We start from the raw sequence: 24,585 nt of genomic DNA, 5'->3' as shown, positions 1-24,585 counted from the left end.
TTTCGACCGATCAGATAGGAACAAGCGCCCAGTAGTCCAGATCCAGAAGCACCTCGGCCAGGTATTTTCCGTCCTCGCCCTTCAGTCGGAACGGCGCGCCGCCCTTGGTCGCCACCAGTCGCAGCCGCAGCGCCCCAACGCCTGGGGCCACCTTCTCCGCCTTGTCGAGCACTTCGGTCCAAGCCTTGACCGTGTCGCCGGAGAAGCAGGGATTGGCATGGGCACCGCCATTGAGCCCGACGATCATCTGCGCATTGGCCAGCCCGTTGAAGCTCAGGGCGCGGGCCATGGAGATGACGTGGCCGCCATAGATCAGCCGTTGGCCATCGGGGCGGAAAGTGGCGTCGAAATGGACCTTGGCGGTGTTCTGCCAGAGCCGGGTCGCCATCATGTGCTCGGCTTCCTCGATGGTCACGCCGTCCACATGGTCGATCTGCTCGCCGATTTCGTAATCGCCCCAGCGATGCGGCTCGCCGGAGAGAGTGAAATCGTAGTTGGAGAAGTCGAGCCCCTCCGGAATCACGAGATCCGACGGGGCGACGACCTTCGCGAGATCCGGGATCACGGTTTCCGGCGCCGGCGCGTCGTGGTCGCCCTTCCGGACCATGACCCAGCGAACATAGTCCATCACCACCTCGTCGCGCTGGTTGCGCCCGGTGGTGCGGACATAGACAACGCCCGACTTGCCGTTGGAGTTCTGCTTCAACCCGATCACTTCGCTCTCCGAGCGCAGCGTGTCGCCCGGATAGACGGGTTTGCGGAAATACCCCTCTGCATAGCCGAGATTGGCCACCGCATTGAGCGAGATGTCCGGCACGGTCTTTCCGAAGACGGTATGGAAGGTGATCAGGTCGTCCATCGGGGCGGCCGCAAGACCGCTCGCGCGCGCGAATTCATCCGAAGACGCCAGTGCGAATCGCGAGGGGTAGAGCGCATGATAAAGTGCGCGCTCGCCGCCAGAGACGGTGCGCGGCACCGCATGCGGGATCACCTCGCCCAGCGTGTAGTCTTCGAAGAAACGGCCCGGATTGGTCTTTGCGGCCATGGTTCAGAACTCCCCCAGTTTTATCTCCGGGCTGTAGGTGCCTGTCGCGTCCTTGACCACCGCCTGACCGCAGCGCATCACGCCGCGTTTCTCGTCGAAGGCATAGGTCGGGTTGCCCTGCAGGTGCCAGCCCTTGTTGAGCGCCTCGGTCACCTTGTGACAGAAGGCGGATGTGTCGTCTTCGGTAAGATAACGATAGAGTTTCATGTGCTTAGCTCCCGAAAACCGGATAGCCGAGCCATCCGTGGATGAAGCCGATCACCAGCAGAAGGACCACAGAGGCGCCCAGGAACATCGCATCCTTGGCGATGGGTCCCGGCTCCGGCGCGGTCCAGTCCGGTTCGGCGCGGTTGATAATGCCCGGCGTGATCAGCGACCAACCCAGCAGCCCGCCAAAGAGCAGCATCGCGGCGAGGTCTCCGTTGACCAGAAGATGCGCGATGGCCCAGAGGCTGAAGCCCAGCAGCATCGGGTGGCGCAACCCGCTCACCAGCTTGCCCTTCTTCGGCGCGGGCGACATCAGGTAAATCGCGATCAGCACGATCAGGTTGTTGAGATGGCGCAGGAAGCTCGGCGGGTTCCAGATCTCGACCACGGTTGCTGCGCGGAAGCCCACCACCATCAGAACGATGGAAAGCACCAGCGCGAAGGTCACCATGCCCTTCGCCTGTGAGTCGGGCATCAGGCCGCGCCGATCCGGTGCGACACGTTTGAACAAATGGGCACCCCACCACAGGGCAACGCCGAGAAAAAGAACCAGCCAGCTCATGGAAATCTCCTAGGAAAGTGCTGCAATGGCCTCCGCTTTCGCCAGCGTGGCCTTCGCGGTCACGATATGCAGGTTTTCCACGATCTTTCCATCCACAACTGCGACACCTTGCCCTTCGGCCTCTGCCGTCTCGAAGGCCTCGATCTGGCGCCGGGCGAGGTCGACCTCGGCTTCGGAGGGCGCAAAGGCCTTGTTGGCGATGGCCAGCTGCGCCGGGTGGATCAGGGTCTTGCCGTCCATGCCGAGATCGCGGCCCTGCTCGCATTCGACCCGCAGCCCGTCCTCATCCTTGAAGGCGTTGTAGACACCGTCAATGCAGACGATCCCGGCGGCGCGGGCTGCCATCAGGCAAGTTTGCAGTGCGGTCTGCATCGGCAGGCGATCGGCGCGGAAGCGGCAGTTCAGCTCCTTGGCGAGGTCATTCGTTCCCATGACGAATCCGGACATGCGCGGCGCGCTCGCGATTTCCAGCGCGTTGAGGATGCCGCGCGGCGTCTCCATCATCGCCCAGATTTCGGTTTCGGCACAGGCCGGATGCGCGTCGAGCCTGGCGGCCACGGCCTCGACCTGGGACCCGCTCTCCACCTTGGGCAGCAGCACGGCCTGCGGCCCGATCTCCATGATCGCAGCGAGGTCATCGGTGCCCCAATCCGTGTCCATGCCGTTCAGCCGCACGATCTGCGCGCGCTGGCCATAGCCGCCCGCGGTCAGCGTCTCGGCCAGAAGCGCGCGCGCATTGGCCTTCTCGTCGATGGCGACGGCGTCCTCGAGGTCGAAGATGATCGCGTCGACCGTCAGGCCCTTTGCTTTTTCCAGCGCGCGTTCTTTCGAGCCGGGAATATAGAGAACCGAGCGGTAGGGGCGGGCAGCGGTGTCCATGACTCTCTCCTGTCGTTTTGCTGCAGAGCAGAAACCACAGCTGCAGCGTTCGCGCAAGATATGAAATGCCACACCGCCGCGTCGCGCAAGAAATATGCGCGCACCTTTCGGGGTGAACGCCGAAAGGGGCCCGTAAACCTCCTGTTAACCGCTTGCTTAATATATGGTTTACGCGCTGGTCCGACGGCGCATCGGAGAGAGACGATGCCGAAAAAGATGAAACTGTTCCGCGGCGTATTCGGTTTCGCGAGCCTGTCGGTCGGACTGCTCCTCCTTGGCCTCAGCGCCGCGCAGCTTGGCCCATTCGCGACAAGCGAATCCTGCTCTCCGCGCGACCGGGTGGTGTCCGGGCTGGACAAGCTTTTTGGAGAGATCTACCGCGCTCGCGCTGTCGCTGCAGATGATACGTTGATGGAATTCTTCTCGTCCCACCGAAACAAGACCTGGACGCTTTTGAGAACCCTTCCGGATGGGCGGGCCTGTGTCGTGGCCACGGGCCGGGGGGACTGGATGGAAGCGGTGCCGAAGGTCCGGACGGCGGCAGTCGAGGTCGAGATCTGAGCGATCCCGGATCCGTCTGGGGAGGCAGGTCCACGGGGCGGCTAAAAACCTATCCAGGAAAATCAACCGATAGCGACATCGCGCCTGCGTGGTGAACGCCGCATTCACCGATTCTTGAGACCTCTGGCTCCAGACTTTTCGACAGAGCTTCGCGATAACAGGCGGGCCGATGACAGGGGAAATGACAAGAAGAGGAAAGGCAGACGATGAAGTCTCTCACCGCAATCCTGGCTCTCGGATGGGTCCTTTCCGCTCCGGCGGTCGAAGCTCAACAACAGCGAAGCTGCGGTCAACGTGATCCTATCGTGGAGCGTCTGGCGGAAAAATACGGCGAGAGCCGACAATCCATCGGGCTCGGCGCGGACAATTCGCTCCTCGAGGTCTATGCCTCGCCGGACACCGGGAGCTGGACGATCCTCGTCACCTATGCGTCCGGCTTGTCCTGCCTGATGGCCACCGGCCAGAACTTCGAGACGATGGCCGAGACCTTGCCGACGAAATCGGAGAAGGACGCCTGACATTTCGGTGCGCGCGCCCGGATCGGTTTGGGTTCGGGACAGGCGCGCTGCGGGCTACGAGAACCGAACGGGTCGAGCCGGGACTCAGATCAAGGCGTGGGTCGATGGCAGTCTCAGTTGTTCCTGAACGTAGGCAAGGCTGCGACAATGATCAGCGTCGGATGTGGCCACCTGATCCCAAATGTCATCGCGACTGCCGCACCCTGCACCAGAATCGGGGCGGCGAGACACACTGCGCTTCGGCTGACGCAGCCCATCGAAACCGTGGTTGCGAGTTTTGCGATGCAGCGATGTCCTGCTAGGTCAAGTCGGTATTCGCGAGAATCGGCCGATTTTTCGTCTGTTCTGAGGTTTTGTGTGTCAACTGCATCCTTGTGCCGCGCTGGCGCAAGCTTGCAAGGGGGCGGGCAAATGGCTAGGCACGGCGCCGAAGTCAACCAAATTCAGGGAAACGAAACCATGGCCAGACCCAAGATTGCCCTCATCGGCGCAGGTCAGATCGGCGGCACGCTCGCCCACCTCGCCGCGATGAAGGAACTCGGGGACGTTGTCCTCTTCGACATCGCTGAGGGCACGCCGGAAGGCAAGGCGCTCGACCTCGCCGAGTCCGGCCCCTCCGAAGGCTTTGACGCCACGCTCAAAGGCACCCAGGACTATGCCGACATCGCAGGCGCCGATGTCTGCATCGTGACCGCCGGTGTGCCGCGCAAGCCGGGCATGTCCCGCGACGACCTGCTGGGCATCAACCTCAAGGTGATGAAATCCGTCGGTGAAGGTATCCGCGACAACTGCCCGGACGCATTCGTCATCTGTATCACCAACCCGCTCGACGCGATGGTCTGGGCGCTGCAGAAATTCTCCGGTCTGCCGACCAACATGGTCTGCGGCATGGCTGGCGTGCTGGACTCCGCGCGCTTCCGTCACTTCCTCTCGGTCGAGTTCAATGTCTCGATGAAGGACGTCACTGCCTTCGTTCTGGGCGGCCACGGCGACACGATGGTTCCCTCCGTGCGTTACTCCACAGTTGGTGGCATCCCGCTGCCGGATCTGGTCGAAATGGGCTGGACCACGCAGGAGAAGCTGGACGCTATCGTGCAGCGCACCCGTGACGGCGGCGCCGAGATCGTTGGCCTGCTGAAGACCGGCTCCGCTTTCTATGCTCCGGCAACCTCCGCCATCGAGATGGCCGAAGCCTTCCTCAAGGACCAAAAGCGCCTTCTGCCCTGTGCCGCCTATTGCGATGGCGATCTCGGCCTGAAGGACACCTATGTTGGTGTGCCGACCATCATCGGCGCCGGCGGTGTCGAGAAGGTCGTCAACATCAAGCTGTCCAAGGAAGAGCAAGAGATGTTCGACAGCTCGGTTGGCGCCGTGAAAGGCCTGGTCGAGGCCTGCAAGGGCATCGAGCCGTCCCTCGGCTGATCGCCGCGCGATCATAGAGCGATGAATTCAAAGACCGCGGCCGTTCATTCGGCCGCGGTCTCTTTTTTGAGGGGAATGGAGCGACAGGCAATCGATGCGGACGAGGCGGCGTGGTCTTGCCCCCGTGATCTTCAATGCCCGGCTCCTTCAGATCGATCTAGGCCGCCTCATAGCTGACCACTTCAATCTCCAATCCATCCGCCATGTCGAAATAGAACCGCCGACCGGGCTCGTAATCGGCGTGATTATGCGGTTCGTATCCCGCTGCGGCGACCCGGGTTTCTGCGGCGTCGATATCCGCAACCACGATGCCCAGATGGTTCAGGCCACCAAGCGTCGAATAGCTTGATCCCCGAGGCGGGCTGGTTTCGCCTGGTGGAGCGTAAATTGCAAGATAGCTGGCCTCCTCGCCCACATGGATCGTGTGGCCACCGCTGATTGCCGCGCCTTGCCAGCGGATATGCCAGTCAAATAGGGTGCAAAGCTCCTGTGCGACCGCTTCGGGGTCGCGGACGGTGATATTGGCATGTTCCAATCGGGCCGGTGTCATGAGCTGTCTCCTGTTCAATGAATGCCGAAAGTCTGGACAGGATGACTCCTAATTTCTAAACCTCACTTTAGATCAAGCAATTTTTTTGGAGACCTTATGCCACTCGGTCGAGAAATCTCAATAGGCCAACTGGCCGCGCGAACGGGCCTCGCGGTCTCCGCGATCCGATACTACGAGACGGAAGGGTTGATCCGGTCGGAGCGCAATGCTGGCGGACACCGGCGCTTCGAACGCTCGGTGATCCGGCGGCTGTCCTTTATCCGGATCGCGCAACAGTTCGGTTTTTCACTGGACCGGATCCGAACGGAGCTTGCAGCGTTACCGGAAGGCCGGACGCCGACGCGGCAGGATTGGGCCGGGATCGGTGCCGGGTTGCGCGCGGAACTCGATGCGCGGATTGAGGCGCTGGTGGCGATGCGCGACCGGCTCGACGGCTGTATCGGCTGTGGCTGCCTCTCACTGGAGAGCTGCGCGCTCTACAACCCGGAGGACAAGGCGGCAAAGCGTGGGGCCGGTCCGCGCTACCTGATGGGCGACAGGTCCGAGGAGATCTGACGCGTCACTCGCGCAGTTCTGCCAGATCAACGCCCCAGAGCGCAGTTTTCTCGACCCAGCCATACTCGCCGCCGGCCGTTACCTGACACCAGACCGGCGTGCATTTGCCAAGCCGTGCGACGACGCCGGTTTCCGCCCGCGCCAGGACTTCGGCATCTTCGGTCGGTTGAGCACGCAGCGCGACCATGTCTTCCTGGATGAGGACGGTCCGTACGCCGGAAAGCAGCGAGTAATGCACCCAGCCGCCCGCACCGTCGCGGTCGCGCACGCGGCGCCAGTGGCCGAACTCAGCCGTAATCTCGAGGGGAAGTGAGCGGCGCTTGTAGACCCAGTCGATCCTGTGGCTCAGCGAAGGGCCGCGCCGCGCGTTGCCTTCGGAGGTCTTGAGCGAGACGAAGCGGGGCAAAGGCAGGTTCGTCACCGGGCCACGTGTGGCTTGTTGCGCGGCGGCTGGCGGGGCCGATACGGGGGCGAAAGCCAGCGTCAAAGCCAAAACTGCCAATAAAAACGCTCCGTGGCGGAACGTTGTTGCCTGAAGACCCATGATATTTTGTCGCTCGTTTCTGGGGGGCGCTTGTGCCGCGCCGCTTTGGTCGTCACTGTGCCAGCGAGCGAGACATCACGAAAGATATTTGGAGGGGTTTGATGCAAAGAGAACGGCTGAGTGTTGTTGTTACGCGACGGTTGCCTGAACCGGTGGAGAAGCGCCTGAGCGAGTTGTTCGACACGGAGCTGCGCGAAGACGACCAGCCGATGAGCCATGACGAGCTGACCGAGGCGCTCTGCCGGGCTGATGTGCTCGTTTCGACCATCACGGATCATATCGATGCGGCCATGCTGGCCCATGCCGGGGAGCGGGTGAAGCTGATAGCCAATTACGGCGCTGGCGTCGACAATATCGACGTTGCCACCGCGCGACAGCGCGGGATTCTTGTGACCAACACGCCGGGTGTGACCACGGATGACACGGCCGATATGGCGATGGCGTTGGTGTTGGCCGTGACGCGGCGTATCCCCGAGGGGCTCGCGGTGATGCAATCGGGAAAGTGGGACGGCTGGTCGCCGACAGGCTATCTCGGCGGACGCGTCGGCGGGCGCCGGATCGGCATTCTCGGCATGGGGCGGATCGGTCAGGCCGTGGCACGGCGGGCACGTGCCTTCGGCATGGAGGTGCATTATCACAACCGCCGGCGATTGCGGCCGGAGGTCGAGCAGGAGATCGGCGCGACCTTCTGGGAGAGTCTCGACCAGATGGTCAGCCGGATGGACGTGATCTCCATCAACTGCCCGCACACGCCGTCGAGCTATCACCTGATGAATGCGCGACGACTGAAGCTCTTGAAGCCCTCGGCAGTGCTGGTGAACACGTCGCGCGGCGAGGTGGTGGACGAGAATGCGCTGACGCGGATGCTGCGCGCGGGCGAGATCGCCGGGGCAGGGCTCGACGTCTACGAGCATGGCGCCGAGATCAACCCGAGGCTGCGCAACCAGGACAATGTCGTGTTGTTGCCGCAGATGGGCTCGGCCACGGTCGAGGGGCGGGTCGAGATGGGCGAGAAGGTGATCATAAATATCAAGACCTTCGATGACGGGCACCGGCCGCCGGATCTGGTATTGCCGTCGATGCTGTGAAGCGAGAGAGACGATGTTTCGTAGCTCTGTGCTCTTGCTGGCCGCCATGGCCTGTCTGGTTCTTGCGCTTGTGCAGGCCGAGCCAGTCAGCGGACCCGCGGAACGGACGGCCGAGCGCGCCGCCGCCGCCGGTCTCGGTGTCTATGTGGCGCTGCGCTCGGTGAATGCCGCCTTGTCGGTGGCGCAGGAAGTGGAGCTTGGCGGAAGTTTCGGCTTCTCCGCCAATGCTCAACCGCTGAAAGTGCTTGAGCCGATTGACGACACGGTCGAGCGTGTCGCCGGGGCGGTCTTCTCGGTGGCATTGCTGGCCGGGGTCCTGGCCATCGGAGTGGGGCCGGTCTCCAGTCTCGGATTCCTGCTGCTTGCGGCGGGGCTCGCCATCCAGGCAATGCGCGGGCCGCTTGAGCGCGGAGCGGGCGCGGTGGCCCGTCCGCTGTGCCGAGCGGGCAGTTTGTCCAACATGACCGGCTTGCTGCTGGCGGTTCTCTTGCCGCTGTCCCTCGCTCTGGGTGGCACGCTCGGCACCGTTGTGACGCAACAGAAATGGGACAGCGCAATGGCGCAGGTTTCGGCGGTGGAGGCACAGTCAAAGCAGCTGCTGGGCGTGCAGGAGGAAACCGGTGGTTCCGAGGCGACAGGTGTGTTGGGGCAGGTGCGGGGAGCTATTGAGCAGGCCGGCGACTACGGCGAGGCTGTCGGCTATTACCTTGCCGAGGCCGATGACCTGCTGAAGGCGTCGCTGACCCTTGTCGCGATCTTCCTGCTGCGCACGCTGATCCTGCCGCTGACGCTGGTTGCGGTCATGGTGGCGCTGTTGCGGCAGATGGCGCGACAGTGACCGGAGATCCCCCCGGCCCGAACGGGCCTGCTGGCGCGTCCCGCTACCGGTAGGTCTGGTCATCGGTCGGAAAGGCACGGCTGCGGACCTCCCCGGCATATTCCGAGACGGCCTGTTCGATCCTTCCGCCCAGATCTCCATATACCTTGACGAATTTCGGCGGCTTGGGGTTCAGCCCCAGCATGTCCTCCAGCACCAGGATCTGGCCGTCGCATTCCGCGCTGGCGCCGATGCCGATGGTCGGGATCGCGACCTGTTTGGTGATCCGCGCCGCCAGCGGCTCGACCATGCCTTCCAGAACCATGGCGAAGGCCCCGGCTTCGGCCACGTCCCGCGCGTCTGCCTCGTGCAGTGGCCAGCTGTCCGTGTCCCGGCCTTGTGTCTTGAACCCGCCCAACACGTTGCTCGATTGCGGCGTTAGCCCGATATGCGCCATCACCGGGATCCCGCGTTCGGTCAGGAAGCGGATTGTCTCCGCCATCCGCGCGCCGCCCTCAAGCTTCACCGCGCCGCAACCGGTTTCCTGAATGATCCGCGCCGCGTTGCGGAAGGCGACTGCGGGACTCTCCTCATAGCTGCCAAAGGGCATGTCCACGACGACAAGCGCCCGCTGCGAGCCGCGCATCACTGCCCGACCATGGGTGATCATCATTTCGACCGTCACACCAAGCGTCGAGTCCATGCCATGCATCACCATGCCAAGACTGTCGCCGACGAGGATGAAATCCGCATGTTTGTCGACGATCGCCGCCGTGTGCGCGTGATAGGAGGTCAGCGAGACGATCGGCTCGCCACCCTTGCGCGCGGCGATCTGCGGCACCGTAATCCGGCGCACCGGTTTCTGAACGCTCATGGGCTTATCTCCCTTTGGTCGATCAACAGGACATCGCCGAACTCGGCTGAAATCATCAATGCAAGCGGCCCGGCTGGTTTGCCGGAAACCGGGCGCAGGGTGATCGCTTCGGTCACGTCCACGGCGCGCAGATGCGAGCGCGGTTCAGCCTGGATCACAGCCGTCACCTCGGCCAGGAGCTCCTCTACCGTCGCCCCGTTCCCGCACATTTCCTCTGCCCGGTCCAGCGCCTGGTTCAGAACCAGCGCTGCCAATCGGTCCTCCGGCGAGAGTCGCACATTGCGCGAGGACAGGGCCAACCCGTCCGCCTCGCGCACGGTCGGGCAACCGATGATCCGCAGCGGGAAATGCAGGTCCTTCACCATCTGCCGAATGACCTGCAACTGCTGGTAATCCTTCTCGCCAAAACAGGCGAGATCGGGCTGGACGATGTTGAAGAGCTTTGCCACGACCGTCGCCACGCCACGGAAATGCCCCTCGCGCACCTCGCCATGCAATACATTGGCCAGCCGCATCGTCTCTACGATGGTCTCGGCGCCTTGCGGGTAGATATCTTCGACAGAAGGCAGGAAAACCGCCTCCACACCTGCGTCCCGCAACATCGCGAGGTCGCGTTCGGTGTCGCGCGGGTAGTTTTCGAGATCGGACGGGTCGCCGAATTGCGTCGGGTTGACGAAGATCGACACGATCACCCGGTCCGCTTCGCGCGCGGCCTGCGCGACAAGCGCCATATGGCCGGCATGAAGAAAGCCCATCGTCGGTACCAAGCCGACGCTGAAGCCCTGTCGTCGCAACCCGGCGATGTGTTCGCGGAGCTTCGCCACTGTCTTGCACGTTTCCATGGAGCGGGTGGGTAACAATATTGCGCGAATGCCGCAAACGATCTTTTGGACATTGCGCCAATTGCCAGGTGGAACACCCCGTCACACGGGGTCGACGCGATCTGCCGAATCCGAGATCCGGTGGTCCTGTACCCGTCGACGTGATCGCAGGAGGCTCCGGGGCAGGTCGGGTCTCGGCGTGGGAGCGACGAAAATGGTCCCGAACAGGCGGCGGAGAACCGCCCAATTGGCCGGGAGAGGCGGAAAACGCCGGCCACTCGCGGCTTCGTGTTGGCAATTCCCCTTCATTCGCTGTAGATTCCGGTCAATCAACGCCGTCGTCAGAACGGTCACAACAAGAGCAGGCAGCATGGATCCCTCGACCCTCTCAATGGCGCAGGAGATGGATTTCTCCCTGTTGGCGCTTTTTGCGCGCGCGACCTTCACCGTAAAACTCGTGATGCTGATGCTGGTGGTGGCCTCCTTCTGGGGCTGGGCAATCATCATCCAGAAACATATCACCTACCGGATCGCGCGCCGCGAAGCGGACAGTTTCGATGAACGCTTCTGGTCTGGCGAACCGCTGGACGAACTCTTCGACCAGGTCGGGCCGGATCCGAAGGGAGCCTCGCAGCGGATCTTCGCGGCCGGGATGGTCGAATGGCGCCGCTCGCACCGCGAGGATGGCGGGCTGATCGCCGGCGCACAGGCGCGGATCGACCGGTCTATGGATGTCGCCATCGGCAAGGAGGCAGACGGCCTCAACCGGGGGCTGGGTTTTTTGGCCACCACGGGCTCGACAGCGCCATTCATCGGACTCTTCGGCACGGTCTGGGGCATCAAGAACGCCTTCGAGGAGATCGCCATCGCGCAGAACACCAATCTGGCGGTTGTCGCGCCCGGCATCTCCGAAGCGCTGGTCGCCACGGCGCTCGGCCTGCTCGCGGCGATCCCGGCGGTGATCTTCTACAACAAGCTCAATGCCGACAGCGACCGGATCGTCGGCGGCTATGAGAGCTTCGCGGACGAGTTCGCAACCATCCTGTCGCGCCAGCTGGACAGCTGAACCATGGGCGCGGGAGTTATCAAGTCAGGCGGCGATAGCGGCGGCGGGGGCACCCGGCGTCGGCGTCGGGCCAACCGCCACCCGGCCGCGATGTCGGAGATCAATGTCACGCCCTTCGTGGACGTCATGCTGGTGTTGCTCATCATCTTCATGGTTGCCGCGCCCCTGATGACGGTTGGCGTCCCGGTCGAACTGCCGAAGACGGCGGCACAGGCGCTGCCGACCGAGCAGGAAGAGCCGCTTGTCGTTTCCCTCTCGGCCGATGGCCGGGTCACGATCATGACCACGGAGGTGCCGGAAGCCGAGCTGGTCAGCCGGCTGCGCGGCGTGGCAACCGAACGGGACGATGATAAGGTCTTCCTGCGCGCCGATGGTTCCATTCCCTATGAGCGGGTCATGCAGGTCATGGGCGCGCTCAATGCCGGCGGCTTCGGCAATATCGGGCTCGTGACCGACACGGGCGGGCCGATGCTCGACGGCGGGGATGGCTAGCTGGTTCCATATGAATACCGGGGTTAAGATCTCCGGCGCAGCCCATCTGGGGCTGATCCTGTGGATGGCAATCGGCGGGATCTTTTCCTTCGAGGACTCTCCGCCGATGGAAGTGGCCGAGGTCTCGGTCATCAGCTCCGAACAGTTCGAAGCGATGATGGCGGTCGGACGCGAGGCGCCGGATGTGGCCGAGGCTCCGGCCAGCCCGGCGGCACCGGAGCCGCCCGAGGCCACGGAAACGCCGGACATTCCAGCCCCGGAACCTGCGCCGGAGGCCACTGAGCCCCCCGAACCCTCCGATCCGGTCGCGCCCGAGCCGGAGCCGGAAGCGGCCGAGCCGCTCGATGTCCCGCAGGCGGAGGTCGCCCCGGTTGCGCCGCCCACGCCTGCGCGCCCCGAACTGCCTGATGGTGCCTCTACCACGGTCGCGCCGGAAAACCCGCCCGCGCCGGATGCCGCGCCGCGTGTTGCGCCGCGCCCGGCTGACCGCCCCGATCCCGATGCCAATGTCGCCGAAGAGGTGCAGGAAGCGGCGCGGCGCGAGGAGGCTCCCGAGGCCCCGCCCGTGCCCGAAGCGCCGGAAGAGACGACCGCACCCGAGGAAACCGGCACTGTCGTCGAGACCGAAGCGACCGAGGAGGCGGGCGGAACGGCTGTCACCGAGCTGGCCCCGGCGGGTGCTCCGCGTCCGGTGCGGCGCCCTGATCGTCCGCGCCCGTCCCCGCCCGATCCAGAACCCAGTCCGGCCCGCGACCCGTTGGCCGATGCCATCGCCGGTGCCGTGGCCGAGGCCGTTGCCGAGACCCCACCCGTCCCCGCGCGCGCCTCTGGCGGGCCGCAGCTTTCCTATGGCGAGAAGGAAGCGCTCAAGCTCGCCGTCAGCGCCTGTTGGAGTGTCGGCTCGCTTTCGACCGATGCGATGCGAACCACCGTGACGGTGCTTGTCGAGATGCAGGAAGATGGCAGGCCGGTAACCATCCACCTGCTGGATTTCGAGGGCGGCACGGAAGCCGCCGCGCGCCAGGCGTTCGAAGCCGCGCGCCGTGCCATCCTGCGCTGTGGCGCGCGCGGCTATGATCTGCCGCGGGACAAGTACGAGCGCTGGCGCGAGATGGAGCTTGTCTTCAACCCCGAAAAGATGCGTGCGCGATGAGCTGGTCGCTGTTGAAATATCCCGCCACGTCGGCGTTCGCCCTGCTGCTGGGTGCGGCAACGCCCGTTCCGCCCGCGCCCAGCCTGCCGCCCGGCGTCAAGACGGGTCCGCAACTGCCGGATACTCCTGGCGATACGATGATCGGACCGCATTGGATTCGCTTCGTCGACTCCGTCATGGCCTGCTGGAATGTCGAAGCGCTCTCCACCGAGGCGGCGCAGATCGTGCTCCGGCTCGGGGTCGAGTTGGAGGAAAGCGGACTGCCGGTCGCGAGCTCGATCCGGCTCATGGACGCCCCGCCTGACAGCGCTCCGGTCCGCGAAACCTTTGAAAGTGCCCGCCGCGCCATCCTGGAGTGCGGCGAGCGGGGATTTGACCTGCCACAGGGGAACCATGACCAGTGGCGCTGGGTCGAGATCGAATTCAATCCAGAAATCATGAGGACCAGATGATGTTCCTGCGTTCCGTCGCAAAAGCCGCAGCCCTTGCGCTGGCCTGCCTTCTGCCCGTCGCCTTGCCGGCGCTGGCGCAGGACCGTCTGCGCATCGAGATCACCGAAGGTGTGATCGAGCCCTTGCCCTTCGCCATTCCGACCTTCCAGGCCGAGACGGTTGAAGCGAGCCAGCTGGCGGCCGAGATCACCCGCGTGGTCGCCGCCGACCTGATCGGCACCGGCCTCTTCCGGGAGATCGACGAGAGCGCGCACATCGCCCGCGTGACCAGTTTCTCAGCGCCGGTCTCCTATCCTGACTGGAAGGCGATCAACGCCCAGGCACTGATCACCGGAGCTGTTTCCGTGGATGGATCGGGTCGGATCAATGTGAAGTTCCGCCTGCATGACGTCTATGCCGGCGGCGAACTGGGCGAAGGGCTGCAGCTCGGCGGCTCGACCAATTCCTGGCGCAGGCTCGCCCACAAGGTCGCCGACCAGGTCTATTCGCGCATAACGGGCGAGGGTCCGTATTTCGACAGCCGGGTGGTCTTTGTCCACGAGGAAGGCCCGAAGAACGCCCGTCAGAAGCGGCTGGCGATCATGGATTATGATGGCGCGGGCGTGCAATATCTGACTGACAGCTCCTCCACCGTGCTTGCGCCGCGCTTCTCGCCCACTGGCGACCGCGTGCTCTACACCTCCTACGCGACCGGTCGGCCCGAGATCTACATGATGCAGGTCGGCAATCCGCGCCCGCAGAAGATCACCGCGGGCAGCGGCGCCATGACCTTCGCGCCGCGCTTCGGACCCGACGGCAACACGGTCGTCTATTCCGAAAGCCGGGGCGGCAACACGGATATCTTCACCAAGTCCATCGCCGGAACCCCGGTCCAGCTCACCAATACGCCCGCCATCGAGACGGCGCCGAGCTACTCGCCGGATGGCGCGCAGATCGTCTTCGAAAGCGATCGCTCCGGCGCGCAACAGCTCTATGTCATGTCAGCGCGCGGCGGCGAGGCGCGGCGGATTTCCTTTGGCGAGGGGCGCTATGGCACGCCGGTCTGGTCGCCCCGTGGCGACTACATCGCCTTTACCAAGCAGCATGGAGGGCGCTTTCATATCGGCGTGATGCGGACCGACGGCTCCGAGGAGCGGCTGCTGACAGCCTCCTTCCTCGACGAGGGGCCAAGCTGGTCGCCCAATGGCCGGGTCATCATGTTCACCCGCCAGTCTGCGGGGGCAGGCGGTCAGCCGGCGCTCTATTCGGTGGATATCACCGGGCGGAACCTGCGCCGCGTGCCAACGCCGGGCTCGGCCTCCGACCCGGCATGGTCGCCTCTGCTGCCCTAGGTCGCGGCGATACCTGCGGAGATTTCCGGCGCGGCCTGCGGACAGAGCAGGCCTTCGCGGCGCCTGAAAAGAAGGGCGTTGATAGCTGTGCCGTCCAGCCCGGTCCCGGCATTCGCTTCCGGATCGAGGCCGATTGTCAGGCGGTGTCAGATGTCTTGGTTTGTCGGTACTGCGGAGGGCGTGAGCGCCACCGGCTGGGGTTGGCTGGCATAAAGGAGCAACGCCGCGACAGAGAGGATCAGCGCGAGGAAGACCCCCGGCGGGATCAGCAGCAGCCAGCGCAAGGAGCGTCCGCGCGGGATATGCCGCCGCAGAACAAGGCCAAGCATGGCCAGCGCGCCGGCTGCGGTCTGCCACCCCAGGAAGGTGACGATGCGGTTCGCGCCCGCCGTGAAGCCGAAATCTCGCGGCTCGGTAAGTGCCGAGGCGATGAAGGCGCCGGCAAACACTGCGATCCACAGATAAAACGAGATCCACCCAGTCCGGATCGCTCCGTCGTCCTGCTGCCTGTCCTGCATGGATTCACCTCCTTGCAGGAGAAACTGCCACGGGGAGTCGTCTCAGGCAATCCCGATGAGACAGGGTTGGGGTATCGCTCGGCGCATGGGCGGAAATCCACGAAAGGGAAGGGCTTTCCACGCGAGGCGTTCCCTTGTCCGAATCAGGGTGCTAGGAGAGGGAAAAGGCAGCAGGCAGCCAGGGAGCAGAACAACATGGCCCATCGTGCTTTCACTATTCTCGTCCTTGTTGGAGCAATGGGCCTCGCGGCTTGCTCCAACAACTCCCGTTTCGGCTCCGGTGACGGGGCAGGGGGCGGCGCTGGCGCCGGGGCCGGATACGACTCGGCGCAGAATCCCAACTCGCCCGCCTATTTCCAGAGCGCTGTCGGCGACCGTGTCCTCTTCCCGGTGGACCAGTCGACCCTGACCACCGAGGCCCGCGCAACGCTGGACGGGCAAGCGCAGTGGATGAACACCAACACCGCCTATAGCGCGAATATCGAAGGCCATGCCGACGAGCAGGGCACGCGCGAATACAATATCGCGCTCGGCAGCCGACGCGCCAACGCGGTGCAGGAATACCTGATCTCGCGCGGTGTGGCCGGGACGCGACTCGATGTCGTTTCCTGGGGCAAGGAACGCCCGATCGAGATCTGTTCGGAAGAAGCCTGCTACGCCAAGAACCGACGCGCCGTGACGGTGCTGCGGGCGGCGGCTGGCAGCTGAGGGAAGACTCCATGCGCCTGACGATCCTCGCGGCGATTGCCGCCATCTCCCTGCCGATGGCCGCGCCGGCCCAGGGCAATGATCAGACCCTGGCCGATATCCGCCAGGAGCTGTCGGTCCTTTTTGTCGAGTTGCAGACCCTCAAGCGGGAGCTGTCGACCACCGGGGGCGCACAGACCATCGCCCCCTCTTCCTCGGTGCTGGACCGTGTGAACGTGATCGAGAGCGAGCTGCAGCGGCTGACAGCAAAATCCGAAGAGCTGGAGTTCCGCATCGATTCCGTGGTCAGGGACGGCACCAACCGGATCGGCGATATCCAGTTCCGCCTGTGCGAAATCGAGCCGGGCTGCGATCTTGCCAGCCTGCCGGAGACGCCCGTTCTCGGCGGCGGCGATGCGCCGGTCGCGCCGCGCCCGACCCCGCCCGCCTCCAATGGTGCGCAAATGGCTGTGGGCGAACAGGCTGATTTCGACCGCGCCAAGGGCGAGCTGGACAATGGCTCCTTCGAGAGCGCCTCGTCGCTCTTCGCAGCATTCACCGAAACCTATCCGGCCGGCCCACTGACCGCGCCGGCGCATTTCCACCAGGGCGACGCGCTGACGGAGATGGGGCAATCCTCGGAGGCTGCGCGGGCCTATCTAAACGCCTTCTCGGCGGATCCGAACGGCGCGCAGGCGCCGATGTCGCTGTTGCGGCTGGGACAGAGTCTCGGCCGTCTGGGGCAACTCAACGAAGCCTGCATCACGCTGGGCGAGGTCGGGACGCGTTTCCCCGGCGGCGAACCGGCTGCGGAGGCCGAGGCGTCCCGCGCCAGCCTCGGGTGCTCCTGAGCCGGACGGAATGACCCTCGAGACGCGTTTTGCCGACCGAATGGACCAACTCCTGCAGGGAGCGGTCCCGGCGCGGATGGGCGTTGCGGTTTCCGGGGGCAGCGATTCCACAGCCTTGATGTGTCTGGCGGCCGGTTGGGCGGCAAAGCAGGGCGTCGAGCTTCGTGTCGCGACGGTCGATCACGGCTTGCGCACGGAGGCCGCCGAAGAGGCGCGTCGCGTTCGCCAACAGGCCGAGTTGCTCGGTCTCTCTCATGAAACGCTCTGCTGGGATGACTGGGACGGGCAGGGCAACCTGCAGGATGTTGCGCGCCGGGCACGTCGGCGGCTGCTCTGGTCCTGGAGCCGGGGTTTCGAACATGTCCTGATCGGCCATACGATGGATGATCAGGCGGAAACGGTGTTGCGCAATCTGGCGCGTGGCTCCGGCGTGGCAGGGCTGTCGGGCATGTCTGATCGGGCACGGTTGCCGCCGCCGACTGGGCCAATGCCCGGGCGGAACGAAGACCAGATTCATGATCCGCAGCTTCTGCGCCCGCTGCTTGCGTTCCGCAGGGAGGACTTGCGGGACTGGCTGCGCGCAGGGGGGATCGGCTGGATCGAGGACCCATCCAACGAGGACAGCCGCTACGACCGGGTGCGCACCCGCAAGGCGCTGGCCGAGGGCAAGGCGCTTGGCCTGACGGTCGAGGGGCTGGCTGAAACTGCCCGCCGGCAGGGACGCGCGCGGCAGGCGCTGGAACTTCGAGCGCAGGACGCGGCGCGCCGGATGACATCGATCGAGCATGGCGACGTGGTTCTCGACCGGGAGGCGCTCGCAGCGCTTGATGCGGAAACCCGCCTGCATGTCGTCGCCCATGCCCTGCGGTGGGTCTCCTCGTCGGACTATCGGCCGCGCATGATCTCCCTCGAAACCGCCCTGTCGGAGTCGCTCGGCGGGCGGGCCGTGACCTTGCATGGCTGCGTGCTGCGCGCCGGGCGGGGCGGGCTGCGGGTTTACCGGGAACTCAAGGCGGTCTCCGGCCTCGCGGCGGTGGCGGATGGTCCGATCCTGTGGGATCGCCGTTGGAAGGTAGAGGGGGTGGACGTCCCGGGCTGCGAGATCCGAGCCGCGGGAGAGGCGGGGTTGCTGCAGGCAAAGGCGTTGCCGGAATGGTGCCCGGAGAGAGGCGCTCCCAAACCGCCCCATGCCAGCCTTCTGGCCGCTCCGGCGTTGTTTTTGCAAGGACAGCTCATCGCCTTGCCGCCTTTTGCGGGGGCTCCTTGCCGCCTGAAACTGTGTCCGCCAATGGGTGGTTTCATTGAATCAATGTTATCGCGTTGAACCTTGCGCATGATCCACTATCTTAGGGGGAACCGGCTGGCGCGATGCGTGCGGCCAAATGAGGAGATTCGCCCCCGTGGGAAATGCCCGTAATTTTGCATTCTGGATCGTGCTGTTTTTGCTGATCCTTGCCTTATTCAACCTGTTCAGCGGCGGCCAGTCGACTATGGCCTCGCGGAGCTTGAGCTATTCCGAGTTCATCAGCCAGGCCGAAAACGGCGCTATCAGCCAGGTCACGATCGATGGCGAACGGGTCCGGATTCGCGGCACCGATGGCAATATGTATTCCACCGTGCTGCCCGCGGGCGCAGATGTCACGGATCGGCTGGTTGATTCCGGCGTGGAGGTCATTGCCGAGCCGCAACAGCAGAACGGGCTGCTGGCCTATCTCGGCACGCTCCTGCCCTTCATCATCCTGATCGGCATCTGGATCTTCCTGATGAACCGCATGCAGGGCGGCGGGCGCGGCGGCGCGATGGGCTTCGGCAAGTCCAAGGCGAAGCTGCTGACCGAGAAGTCGGGGCGCGTGACTTTCGACGACGTGGCCGGCATCGACGAGGCCAAGGAGGAACTCGAAGAGATCGTCGAGTTCCTGCGCAACCCGCAGAAATTCTCCCGCCTCGGCGGCAAGATCCCGAAAGGCGCGCTGCTTGTCGGCCCGCCGGGCACCGGTAAGACCCTGCTGGCACGCGCCATTGCTGGAGAAGCGGGTGTGCCCTTCTTCACCATCTCCGGTTCCGATTTCGTCGAGATGTTTGTTGGCGTCGGCGCGAGCCGTGTCCGGGACATGTTCGAACAGGCCAAGAAGAATGCGCCCTGCATCGTCTTCATCGACGAGATCGACGCGGTCGGCCGCTCCCGTGGGGTCGGCTATGGCGGCGGCAATGACGAGCGTGAACAGACACTGAACCAGCTCCTCGTCGAGATGGACGGTTTCGAGGCCAATGAAGGCATCATCATCGTCGCGGCCACCAACCGGCCCGACGTGCTCGACCCAGCCCTGCTGCGTCCGGGACGTTTCGACCGCCAGGTCCAGGTGCCGAACCCGGACATCAAGGGCCGCGAGAAGATCCTTGGCGTACATGCCCGCAAGGTGCCGCTCGGCCCCGATGTCGACCTGCGCATCATCGCACGTGGTACGCCCGGTTTCTCCGGTGCGGATCTCGCCAACCTCGTGAACGAAGCCGCGCTGATGGCGGCGCGTGTTGGCCGGCGTTTCGTGACGATGGAAGATTTCGAGAATGCCAAGGACAAGGTCATGATGGGGGCGGAACGCCGCTCCATGGTCATGACCGAGGACGAGAAGAAGCTGACCGCCTATCACGAGGCCGGCCATGCTATTGTCGGTCTCAATGTCCCGCAGCATGACCCGATCCACAAGGCGACGATCATTCCGCGCGGCCGGGCGCTCGGTCTCGTGCTCAGCTTGCCGGAACGCGACCAGCTTTCTGTGACCTACACCAAGTACAAGTCCAAGATCGCGATGGCGATGGGCGGCAAGGTGGCCGAGGAGCTGATCTTCGGCAAGGAGAACGTCACCTCCGGCGCCGCGTCGGACATCCAGCAGGTCTCCAAGATCGCCCGGGCGATGGTGACTCAGTTCGGCATGTCGGACGAGCTGGGCAATATCGACTATGCCAACGAGCAACAGAGCTACCTTGGCAACTATCAGGCGGCGGCCAATGCGTCGCCTGATACGCAAGAGCGGATCGACGAAGAGGTTCGCCGGCTGGTGGACGAGGGCTATGAACGCGCCAAGCAGATCCTGACCGACAAGTCGAAGGATCTGGAGAACCTCGCGCAGGGCCTTCTGGAATATGAGACGCTGACAGGTCCGGAAATCGGCAAGGTTATCGCGGGTGAAGCGCTCAACCGTGGCGATGATGACGATACACCGGCCGATAGCGGCAACGCGCCCTCGCTGACGGCGATCCCGAAGACCAAGCCCAAAGTGGTGAAGTCGGAGACGGATGGGGATATGGAGCCCGATCCGACGGCCTGATCCAAGCACGACGAAGATTTGGAACGCCCGGTCAACCGTTGGTTGGCCGGGCGGTTTCGTTTGGGGATGGGGAACGCCTTGCGGTTCTTGCGACCTGTCTGCCGGGACTTGGGACGAGCCGCGATTGGCACGGCTCCTGCTGGGCTCTTGCAAGCAGTGTGAACGGAGGTCGCCAATCTCACGTCACGTTGCGGACTGCCATGCATCAGATAGTCTGACGCCATCCGGCGGACTGGCCGGCCTCGAGTCGGGAGGATGCGATGCAGAGAGATTGGAACCCCGAGAGCTATCTGGCCTTCTCGGATTTGAGGCTTCGCCCGGCCCTGGACCTGCTCTGCGCCGTTCCGGATATCCCGCAAGGGGATATTGTCGATCTGGGCTGCGGCGCTGGAAATATCGGCGCAGCACTGGCGGCGCGGTTTCCGGGACGGCGGTTGATCGGGCTGGACAGGTCGACCGCGATGCTGGAGACGGCCGGGAAAGCTCTCGCCTATGACCGGATCGAACAAGCGGATATCACGACCTGGACACCGGCGCGGCGGCCGGCGTTGATCTATTCCAATGCAGTTTTGCACTGGCTGCCGGAACATGGGCAGCTTCTGCCCCGCCTGCTCGGTGAGCTTGTCCCGGGCGGTGTGCTCGCTGTGCAGATGCCGCGCCAGCAAGATTCACCGGCGCAGCGGATCCTGCGGGAGGTTGCCGCCGAACTGTTTCCCGAACGGTTCGACTGGTCCGGATGGCAGGCGCCGGTCGCAGCGCCCGCGGAATACGCATCCCTGCTCGATCCGGTCGGAGCGCTTGCGCTCTGGGAGACAGAGTATTTCCAGCGGCTGGAGCCATCGCCCGAGGGCCACCCCGTCCGCCTCTTCTCGCAATCGACTGCGGCGCGACCGATGCTTGAGAAGATGACGGAACAGGAAGCGATTGCGTATCTCGTTGCTTGCGATGGCGCGTTGGAGCAGGCCTACCCTACCCGCGCCGATGGCAGCGTCTTCTACCCGTTCCGTCGGATATTCTTTACGCTCAGGAAGGCCAGTTGAGGCTCCGCCCGTTTCCGATCCGAAACCTGCGCCGCCCGAACGCCGCAACCGACGTGACAAATGTCGGAAAACCTCTCTCAGAAGGGGTGTCAGAAAGCTATCAGCGATCTATGCACGGAAACTGCGACAGCCCGGGAGGAAATGGGACGTGAGCTACAAATCGGATATCGAGATTGCCCGCGAGGCCAGGAAGAAGCCGATCCAGGAGATCGGCGCCAAGCTTGGCATTCCCTCCGAGGACCTGCTGCCCTACGGCCATGACAAGGCGAAGCTCGGGCAGGATTTCATCAACGGGCTGAAGGATCGTGAAGATGGCAAGCTGATCCTTGTGACGGCGATCAATCCGACCCCGGCCGGCGAGGGCAAGACGACCACCACCGTGGGGCTTGGCGACGGGCTCAACCGGATCGGCAAGAAAGCCGCGATCTGCATCCGCGAGGCCTCTCTGGGGCCGTGTTTCGGCATGAAGGGAGGCGCTGCGGGGGGCGGTTATGCCCAGGTCGTGCCGATGGAGGAGATGAACCTTCATTTCACCGGTGATTTCCACGCTATCACCAGCGCCCATAACCTGCTTTCGGCGATGATCGACAACCATATCTACTGGGGCAATGATCTGGATATCGACGAGCGCCGTGTGTCCTGGCGCCGGGTGGTCGATATGAACGACCGCGCGCTGCGCGACATCGTCACCTCGCTGGGTGGTGTGAGCAACGGGTTCCCGCGTCAGACCGGGTTCGACATCACCGTGGCCTCCGAGGTGATGGCGTGCCTCTGCCTTGCGAACGATCTGGTCGACCTCCAAAAACGGCTCGGGGACATCATCGTCGCCTATACCCGAAAGCGCGTGCCGATCTATGCGCGTGACCTGAAGGCCGACGGCGCGATGACCGTGCTCTTGAAAGACGCGATGCAGCCCAATCTCGTGCAGACGTTGGAGAACAACCCCGCCTTTGTTCATGGGGGCCCCTTCGCCAATATCGCTCATGGCTGCAACTCGGTCATCGCCACCAAGGCAGCGCTCAAACTGGCCGATTATGTCGTGACCGAGGCCGGGTTCGGCGCGGATCTGGGTGCCGAGAAATTCATGAACATCAAGTGCCGCAAGGCCGGCCTGGCGCCGGATGCGGTTGTCATCGTCGCTACAATCCGGGCGCTGAAGATGAATGGCGGCGTGGCCAAGAAGGATCTCGGGCCAGAGAATGTCGAGGCCGTGGAAGCGGGGTGCCCGAATCTCGGTCGGCATATTTCCAATCTGAAAGGCTTCGGCGTGCCGGTCGTGGTCGCGATCAACCATTTCGTCTCCGACACAGAGGCAGAAGTGGCCGCCGTGACCCGTTTCGTCGAGACCCAGGGGGCCGAGGCTATTCTCTGCCGCCACTGGGAGCTGGGCTCTGAGGGAACCGAGGCGTTGGCAATCCGCGTGGCCGAGATCGCCGATTCCGGCGTGTCGCAATTTGCGCCGCTCTACGAGGACGAGCTGCCGCTCTTTGAGAAGATCGAGACCATCGCCAAGCGGATCTACCATGCCGACGAGGTATTGGCGGACAAAAAGATCCGCGACCAGCTTCGCGCCTGGGAAGAACAGGGTTACGGACACCTGCCGGTCTGCATGGCGAAGACTCAATACAGCTTCTCGACGGATCCGAATCTGCGCGGCGCCCCCACCGGGCATGGCGTGCCGATCCGGGAGGTGCGGCTGTCGGCCGGGGCCGGGTTCATCGTCGTGATCTGCGGTGAGATCATGACCATGCCAGGCCTGCCGCGCGTGCCCTCGGCCGAGGCGATCATGCTCAACGATGCTGGCGATATCGAGGGCTTGTTCTGAGCAATGAGAGGTATATGCCTGCGGCCGAGAATGCGGCCGCAGGAGCGAGTGAGACAATGACGATCCTTCCCCCCGGAGACTGTGCGACGATGGCTGACCTGCGGGTTCAGATCGATGCTCTCGACGCGGAACTGGTCGGGATGCTGGCGCAGCGCGCAGGATATATCGACCGCGCGGCCGAGCTGAAACCGGGCGAGGGGCTGCCGGCGCGGATCGAGGCGCGGGTGGAAGATGTGGTCGCGAATGTGCGGGGCGCGGCCGAGGCGGCCGGGCTTGATGCGGATCTGGCGGAGGCGCTCTGGCGCCGGCTGATCGACTGGTCGATCGAGCGGGAGGAGAAGGTGCTGGGCACGGCGAGCGCCTAAGCCATGCGCAGCGGAAAACTGGATATCCTGGTCGGTCTTCGGGGCCGAACGGACCGTAAGAAGGAGCAACGGCGATGACAGCAGCGATCATCGACGGCAAGGCATTTGCCGTCACAGTGAGGGAAAAGGTGGCCGGCCATGTTGCGCGGCTGGTGGAAGAGCACGGGATCACGCCCGGACTGGCCGTGGTGCTGGTCGGCGAGGACCCGGCGAGCCAGGTCTATGTGCGCAACAAGGGCAAGCAAACCAAGGAAGTGGGCATGCTGTCGGTCGAGCACCGGCTGGCGGACACGACCTCGGAAGAGGATCTGCTGGCTCTCATCGACCAACTGAACAAGGATCCGAAGATTCACGGTATCCTCGTTCAACTGCCGCTGCCCGACCAGCTGGATTCGGACCTCGTCATCAACTCAATCGACCCGGCCAAGGATGTAGACGGGTTCCACATCTCCAATGTCGGCTTGCTCGGGACGGGGCAGAAGTCGATGGTGCCCTGTACACCGCTGGGCTGCCTGATGATGCTGCGCGATACGCACGGCTCGCTTTCCGGGTTGAACGCGGTGGTGGTCGGGCGCTCCAATATCGTCGGCAAGCCGATGGCGCAGCTGTTGCTGGGCGATAGCTGTACTGTGACTATCGCGCATTCGCGCACCAAGGATCTCGCGGAGGTCTGCCGTGGCGCAGATATCCTCGTGGCCGCCGTGGGCCGTCCGCAGATGATCCCGGGAGACTGGGTCAAGCCGGGCGCGACGGTGATCGATGTGGGTATCAACCGGATCCCGAAGGAAGACGGCAAGTCCCGCCTCGTCGGCGATATGGACTTCGCCAGCGCGGTCCAGGTTGCTGGCGCGATCACACCGGTGCCCGGCGGGGTTGGTCCGATGACCATCGCCTGCCTGCTTGCCAACACGGTGACGGCGTGCTGCCGTGCCAACGGTCTGCCGGAGCCTGAGGGTCTGACGGTCTGACGGTCTGACGCACGCGGGTTCCGCCCGACGCCGGCGCATCGCAGATGCGCAGTCTTTCGGTCGGGGGG

At 64.2% G+C, this 24,585-nt stretch carries 28 protein-coding genes; 19 read left to right on the top strand and 9 right to left on the bottom strand.

Annotated features, from left to right (window positions below):
- Positions 1–10 precede the first annotated feature (10 nt).
- From R3X27_RS21175 to R3X27_RS21160, 4 genes are read right to left on the bottom strand one after another with little or no spacing between them, the layout of a single operon-like run.
- On the bottom strand, positions 11–1,045 hold the full coding sequence (locus R3X27_RS21175; protein WP_317710892.1) for a MaoC family dehydratase: 1,035 nt from the start codon (positions 1,043–1,045) through the stop codon (positions 11–13).
- A 3-nt stretch (positions 1,046–1,048) separates the two neighbouring features.
- Complete coding sequence (locus tag R3X27_RS21170; RefSeq protein ID WP_317710891.1) at positions 1,049–1,252, bottom strand: DUF1737 domain-containing protein; 204 nt, start codon at positions 1,250–1,252, stop codon at positions 1,049–1,051.
- A 4-nt stretch (positions 1,253–1,256) separates the two neighbouring features.
- Positions 1,257–1,814 carry an NnrU family protein gene (locus R3X27_RS21165; protein WP_317710890.1) on the bottom strand — a complete coding sequence of 186 codons (558 nt, stop codon included), beginning with the start codon at positions 1,812–1,814 and terminating at the stop codon, positions 1,257–1,259.
- 9 nt (positions 1,815–1,823) lie between these two features.
- Entirely contained in the window at positions 1,824–2,693 is an 870-nt protein-coding gene (locus R3X27_RS21160) for a CoA ester lyase (RefSeq protein WP_317710889.1), read from the bottom strand.
- Between the two features lie 204 nt (positions 2,694–2,897).
- Here R3X27_RS21160 and R3X27_RS21155 point away from each other — a divergent pair, with 204 nt between their 5' ends.
- The 3 genes from R3X27_RS21155 (at position 2,898) to mdh (ending at position 5,194) form a co-directional block, all read left to right on the top strand.
- On the top strand, positions 2,898–3,254 hold the full coding sequence (locus R3X27_RS21155; protein ID WP_317710888.1) for a hypothetical protein: 357 nt from the start codon (positions 2,898–2,900) through the stop codon (positions 3,252–3,254).
- Between the two features lie 206 nt (positions 3,255–3,460).
- Positions 3,461–3,772 carry a hypothetical protein gene (locus R3X27_RS21150; protein ID WP_317710887.1) on the top strand — a complete coding sequence of 104 codons (312 nt, stop codon included), beginning with the start codon at positions 3,461–3,463 and terminating at the stop codon, positions 3,770–3,772.
- Between the two features lie 459 nt (positions 3,773–4,231).
- Positions 4,232–5,194 (top strand): malate dehydrogenase, encoded by a 963-nt coding sequence (mdh, locus tag R3X27_RS21145; protein WP_317710886.1) that lies wholly within the window; start codon positions 4,232–4,234, stop codon positions 5,192–5,194.
- A 157-nt stretch (positions 5,195–5,351) separates the two neighbouring features.
- Here the strand turns inward: mdh and R3X27_RS21140 are convergent, their stop codons facing one another.
- Positions 5,352–5,744: a VOC family protein gene (locus R3X27_RS21140; RefSeq protein ID WP_317710885.1), complete on the bottom strand. Its 393-nt coding sequence runs from the start codon at positions 5,742–5,744 to the stop codon at positions 5,352–5,354.
- A gap of 96 nt (positions 5,745–5,840) precedes the next feature.
- On the opposite strand from R3X27_RS21140, the gene soxR reads away from it, so the two are divergent.
- Positions 5,841–6,299 (top strand): redox-sensitive transcriptional activator SoxR, encoded by a 459-nt coding sequence (gene soxR, locus R3X27_RS21135; RefSeq protein WP_317710884.1) that lies wholly within the window; start codon positions 5,841–5,843, stop codon positions 6,297–6,299.
- A 4-nt stretch (positions 6,300–6,303) separates the two neighbouring features.
- Here soxR and R3X27_RS21130 read toward each other — a convergent pair whose 3' ends face one another.
- The gene (locus tag R3X27_RS21130; protein WP_411572522.1) at positions 6,304–6,843 is read right to left on the bottom strand and encodes an SH3 domain-containing protein; all 540 of its coding nucleotides are present in this window, start codon (positions 6,841–6,843) and stop codon (positions 6,304–6,306) included.
- A gap of 101 nt (positions 6,844–6,944) precedes the next feature.
- Between R3X27_RS21130 and R3X27_RS21125 the strand changes: the two genes are divergently transcribed.
- Complete coding sequence (locus tag R3X27_RS21125) at positions 6,945–7,931, top strand: D-glycerate dehydrogenase (RefSeq protein ID WP_317710882.1); 987 nt, start codon at positions 6,945–6,947, stop codon at positions 7,929–7,931.
- A gap of 13 nt (positions 7,932–7,944) precedes the next feature.
- The gene (locus tag R3X27_RS21120) at positions 7,945–8,769 is read left to right on the top strand and encodes a hypothetical protein (RefSeq protein ID WP_317710881.1); all 825 of its coding nucleotides are present in this window, start codon (positions 7,945–7,947) and stop codon (positions 8,767–8,769) included.
- Between the two features lie 43 nt (positions 8,770–8,812).
- Here the strand turns inward: R3X27_RS21120 and panB are convergent, their stop codons facing one another.
- Together panB and panC are read right to left on the bottom strand one after the other, a co-directional pair.
- On the bottom strand, positions 8,813–9,622 hold the full coding sequence (gene panB / locus R3X27_RS21115; protein WP_317710880.1) for a 3-methyl-2-oxobutanoate hydroxymethyltransferase: 810 nt from the start codon (positions 9,620–9,622) through the stop codon (positions 8,813–8,815).
- Complete coding sequence (gene panC, locus R3X27_RS21110) at positions 9,619–10,464, bottom strand: pantoate--beta-alanine ligase (protein WP_317710879.1); 846 nt, start codon at positions 10,462–10,464, stop codon at positions 9,619–9,621. Before panC ends, panB begins: the two co-directional genes overlap by 4 nt.
- 349 nt (positions 10,465–10,813) lie before the next feature.
- On the opposite strand from panC, the gene tolQ reads away from it, so the two are divergent.
- From tolQ to tolB, 5 genes are read left to right on the top strand one after another with little or no spacing between them, the layout of a single operon-like run.
- A complete protein-coding gene (gene tolQ, locus R3X27_RS21105) occupies positions 10,814–11,509 on the top strand; it encodes a protein TolQ (protein WP_317710878.1) in 696 nt (231 codons plus the stop codon).
- Positions 11,510–11,512: 3 nt separating this feature from the next.
- Complete coding sequence (gene tolR / locus R3X27_RS21100) at positions 11,513–12,001, top strand: protein TolR (RefSeq protein WP_317710877.1); 489 nt, start codon at positions 11,513–11,515, stop codon at positions 11,999–12,001.
- On the top strand, positions 11,994–13,154 hold the full coding sequence (locus tag R3X27_RS21095; RefSeq protein ID WP_317710876.1) for an energy transducer TonB: 1,161 nt from the start codon (positions 11,994–11,996) through the stop codon (positions 13,152–13,154). Before tolR ends, R3X27_RS21095 begins: the two co-directional genes overlap by 8 nt.
- A complete protein-coding gene (locus R3X27_RS21090; RefSeq protein WP_317710875.1) occupies positions 13,151–13,606 on the top strand; it encodes a hypothetical protein in 456 nt (151 codons plus the stop codon). The genes R3X27_RS21095 and R3X27_RS21090 overlap by 4 nt, the downstream gene beginning before the upstream one ends.
- Positions 13,607–13,611: 5 nt before the next feature.
- Positions 13,612–14,937 carry a Tol-Pal system beta propeller repeat protein TolB gene (gene tolB / locus R3X27_RS21085; protein ID WP_411572523.1) on the top strand — a complete coding sequence of 442 codons (1,326 nt, stop codon included), beginning with the start codon at positions 13,612–13,614 and terminating at the stop codon, positions 14,935–14,937.
- A gap of 146 nt (positions 14,938–15,083) precedes the next feature.
- Here the strand turns inward: tolB and R3X27_RS21080 are convergent, their stop codons facing one another.
- Positions 15,084–15,455 carry a hypothetical protein gene (locus R3X27_RS21080; protein WP_317710873.1) on the bottom strand — a complete coding sequence of 124 codons (372 nt, stop codon included), beginning with the start codon at positions 15,453–15,455 and terminating at the stop codon, positions 15,084–15,086.
- A gap of 195 nt (positions 15,456–15,650) precedes the next feature.
- On the opposite strand from R3X27_RS21080, the gene pal reads away from it, so the two are divergent.
- The 8 genes from pal (at position 15,651) to folD (ending at position 24,517) form a co-directional block, all read left to right on the top strand.
- Positions 15,651–16,163, top strand: coding sequence for a peptidoglycan-associated lipoprotein Pal (pal, locus tag R3X27_RS21075; RefSeq protein WP_317710872.1), 513 nt, complete (start codon positions 15,651–15,653; stop codon positions 16,161–16,163).
- An 11-nt stretch (positions 16,164–16,174) separates the two neighbouring features.
- Entirely contained in the window at positions 16,175–16,993 is an 819-nt protein-coding gene (ybgF, locus tag R3X27_RS21070) for a tol-pal system protein YbgF (RefSeq protein ID WP_317710871.1), read from the top strand.
- 10 nt (positions 16,994–17,003) lie between these two features.
- On the top strand, positions 17,004–18,317 hold the full coding sequence (gene tilS, locus R3X27_RS21065; RefSeq protein ID WP_317710870.1) for a tRNA lysidine(34) synthetase TilS: 1,314 nt from the start codon (positions 17,004–17,006) through the stop codon (positions 18,315–18,317).
- Between the two features lie 76 nt (positions 18,318–18,393).
- Positions 18,394–20,319: an ATP-dependent zinc metalloprotease FtsH gene (ftsH, locus tag R3X27_RS21060; RefSeq protein WP_317710869.1), complete on the top strand. Its 1,926-nt coding sequence runs from the start codon at positions 18,394–18,396 to the stop codon at positions 20,317–20,319.
- A gap of 260 nt (positions 20,320–20,579) precedes the next feature.
- Positions 20,580–21,359 carry a methyltransferase domain-containing protein gene (locus R3X27_RS21055; RefSeq protein ID WP_317710868.1) on the top strand — a complete coding sequence of 260 codons (780 nt, stop codon included), beginning with the start codon at positions 20,580–20,582 and terminating at the stop codon, positions 21,357–21,359.
- A gap of 148 nt (positions 21,360–21,507) precedes the next feature.
- Positions 21,508–23,184 carry a formate--tetrahydrofolate ligase gene (locus R3X27_RS21050; RefSeq protein ID WP_317710867.1) on the top strand — a complete coding sequence of 559 codons (1,677 nt, stop codon included), beginning with the start codon at positions 21,508–21,510 and terminating at the stop codon, positions 23,182–23,184.
- A gap of 56 nt (positions 23,185–23,240) precedes the next feature.
- Positions 23,241–23,549, top strand: a complete 309-nt coding sequence (locus R3X27_RS21045) for a chorismate mutase (protein WP_317710866.1) — start codon at positions 23,241–23,243, stop codon at positions 23,547–23,549.
- 74 nt (positions 23,550–23,623) lie between these two features.
- A complete protein-coding gene (gene folD, locus R3X27_RS21040) occupies positions 23,624–24,517 on the top strand; it encodes a bifunctional methylenetetrahydrofolate dehydrogenase/methenyltetrahydrofolate cyclohydrolase FolD (RefSeq protein WP_317710865.1) in 894 nt (297 codons plus the stop codon).
- Positions 24,518–24,585: the final 68 nt, after the last annotated feature.

This window comes from Tropicimonas sp. TH_r6 (genome assembly GCF_033101155.1).
GTDB lineage: Bacteria > Pseudomonadota > Alphaproteobacteria > Rhodobacterales > Rhodobacteraceae > Tropicimonas.
This window is presented reverse-complemented; position numbering and strand designations above follow the sequence as displayed.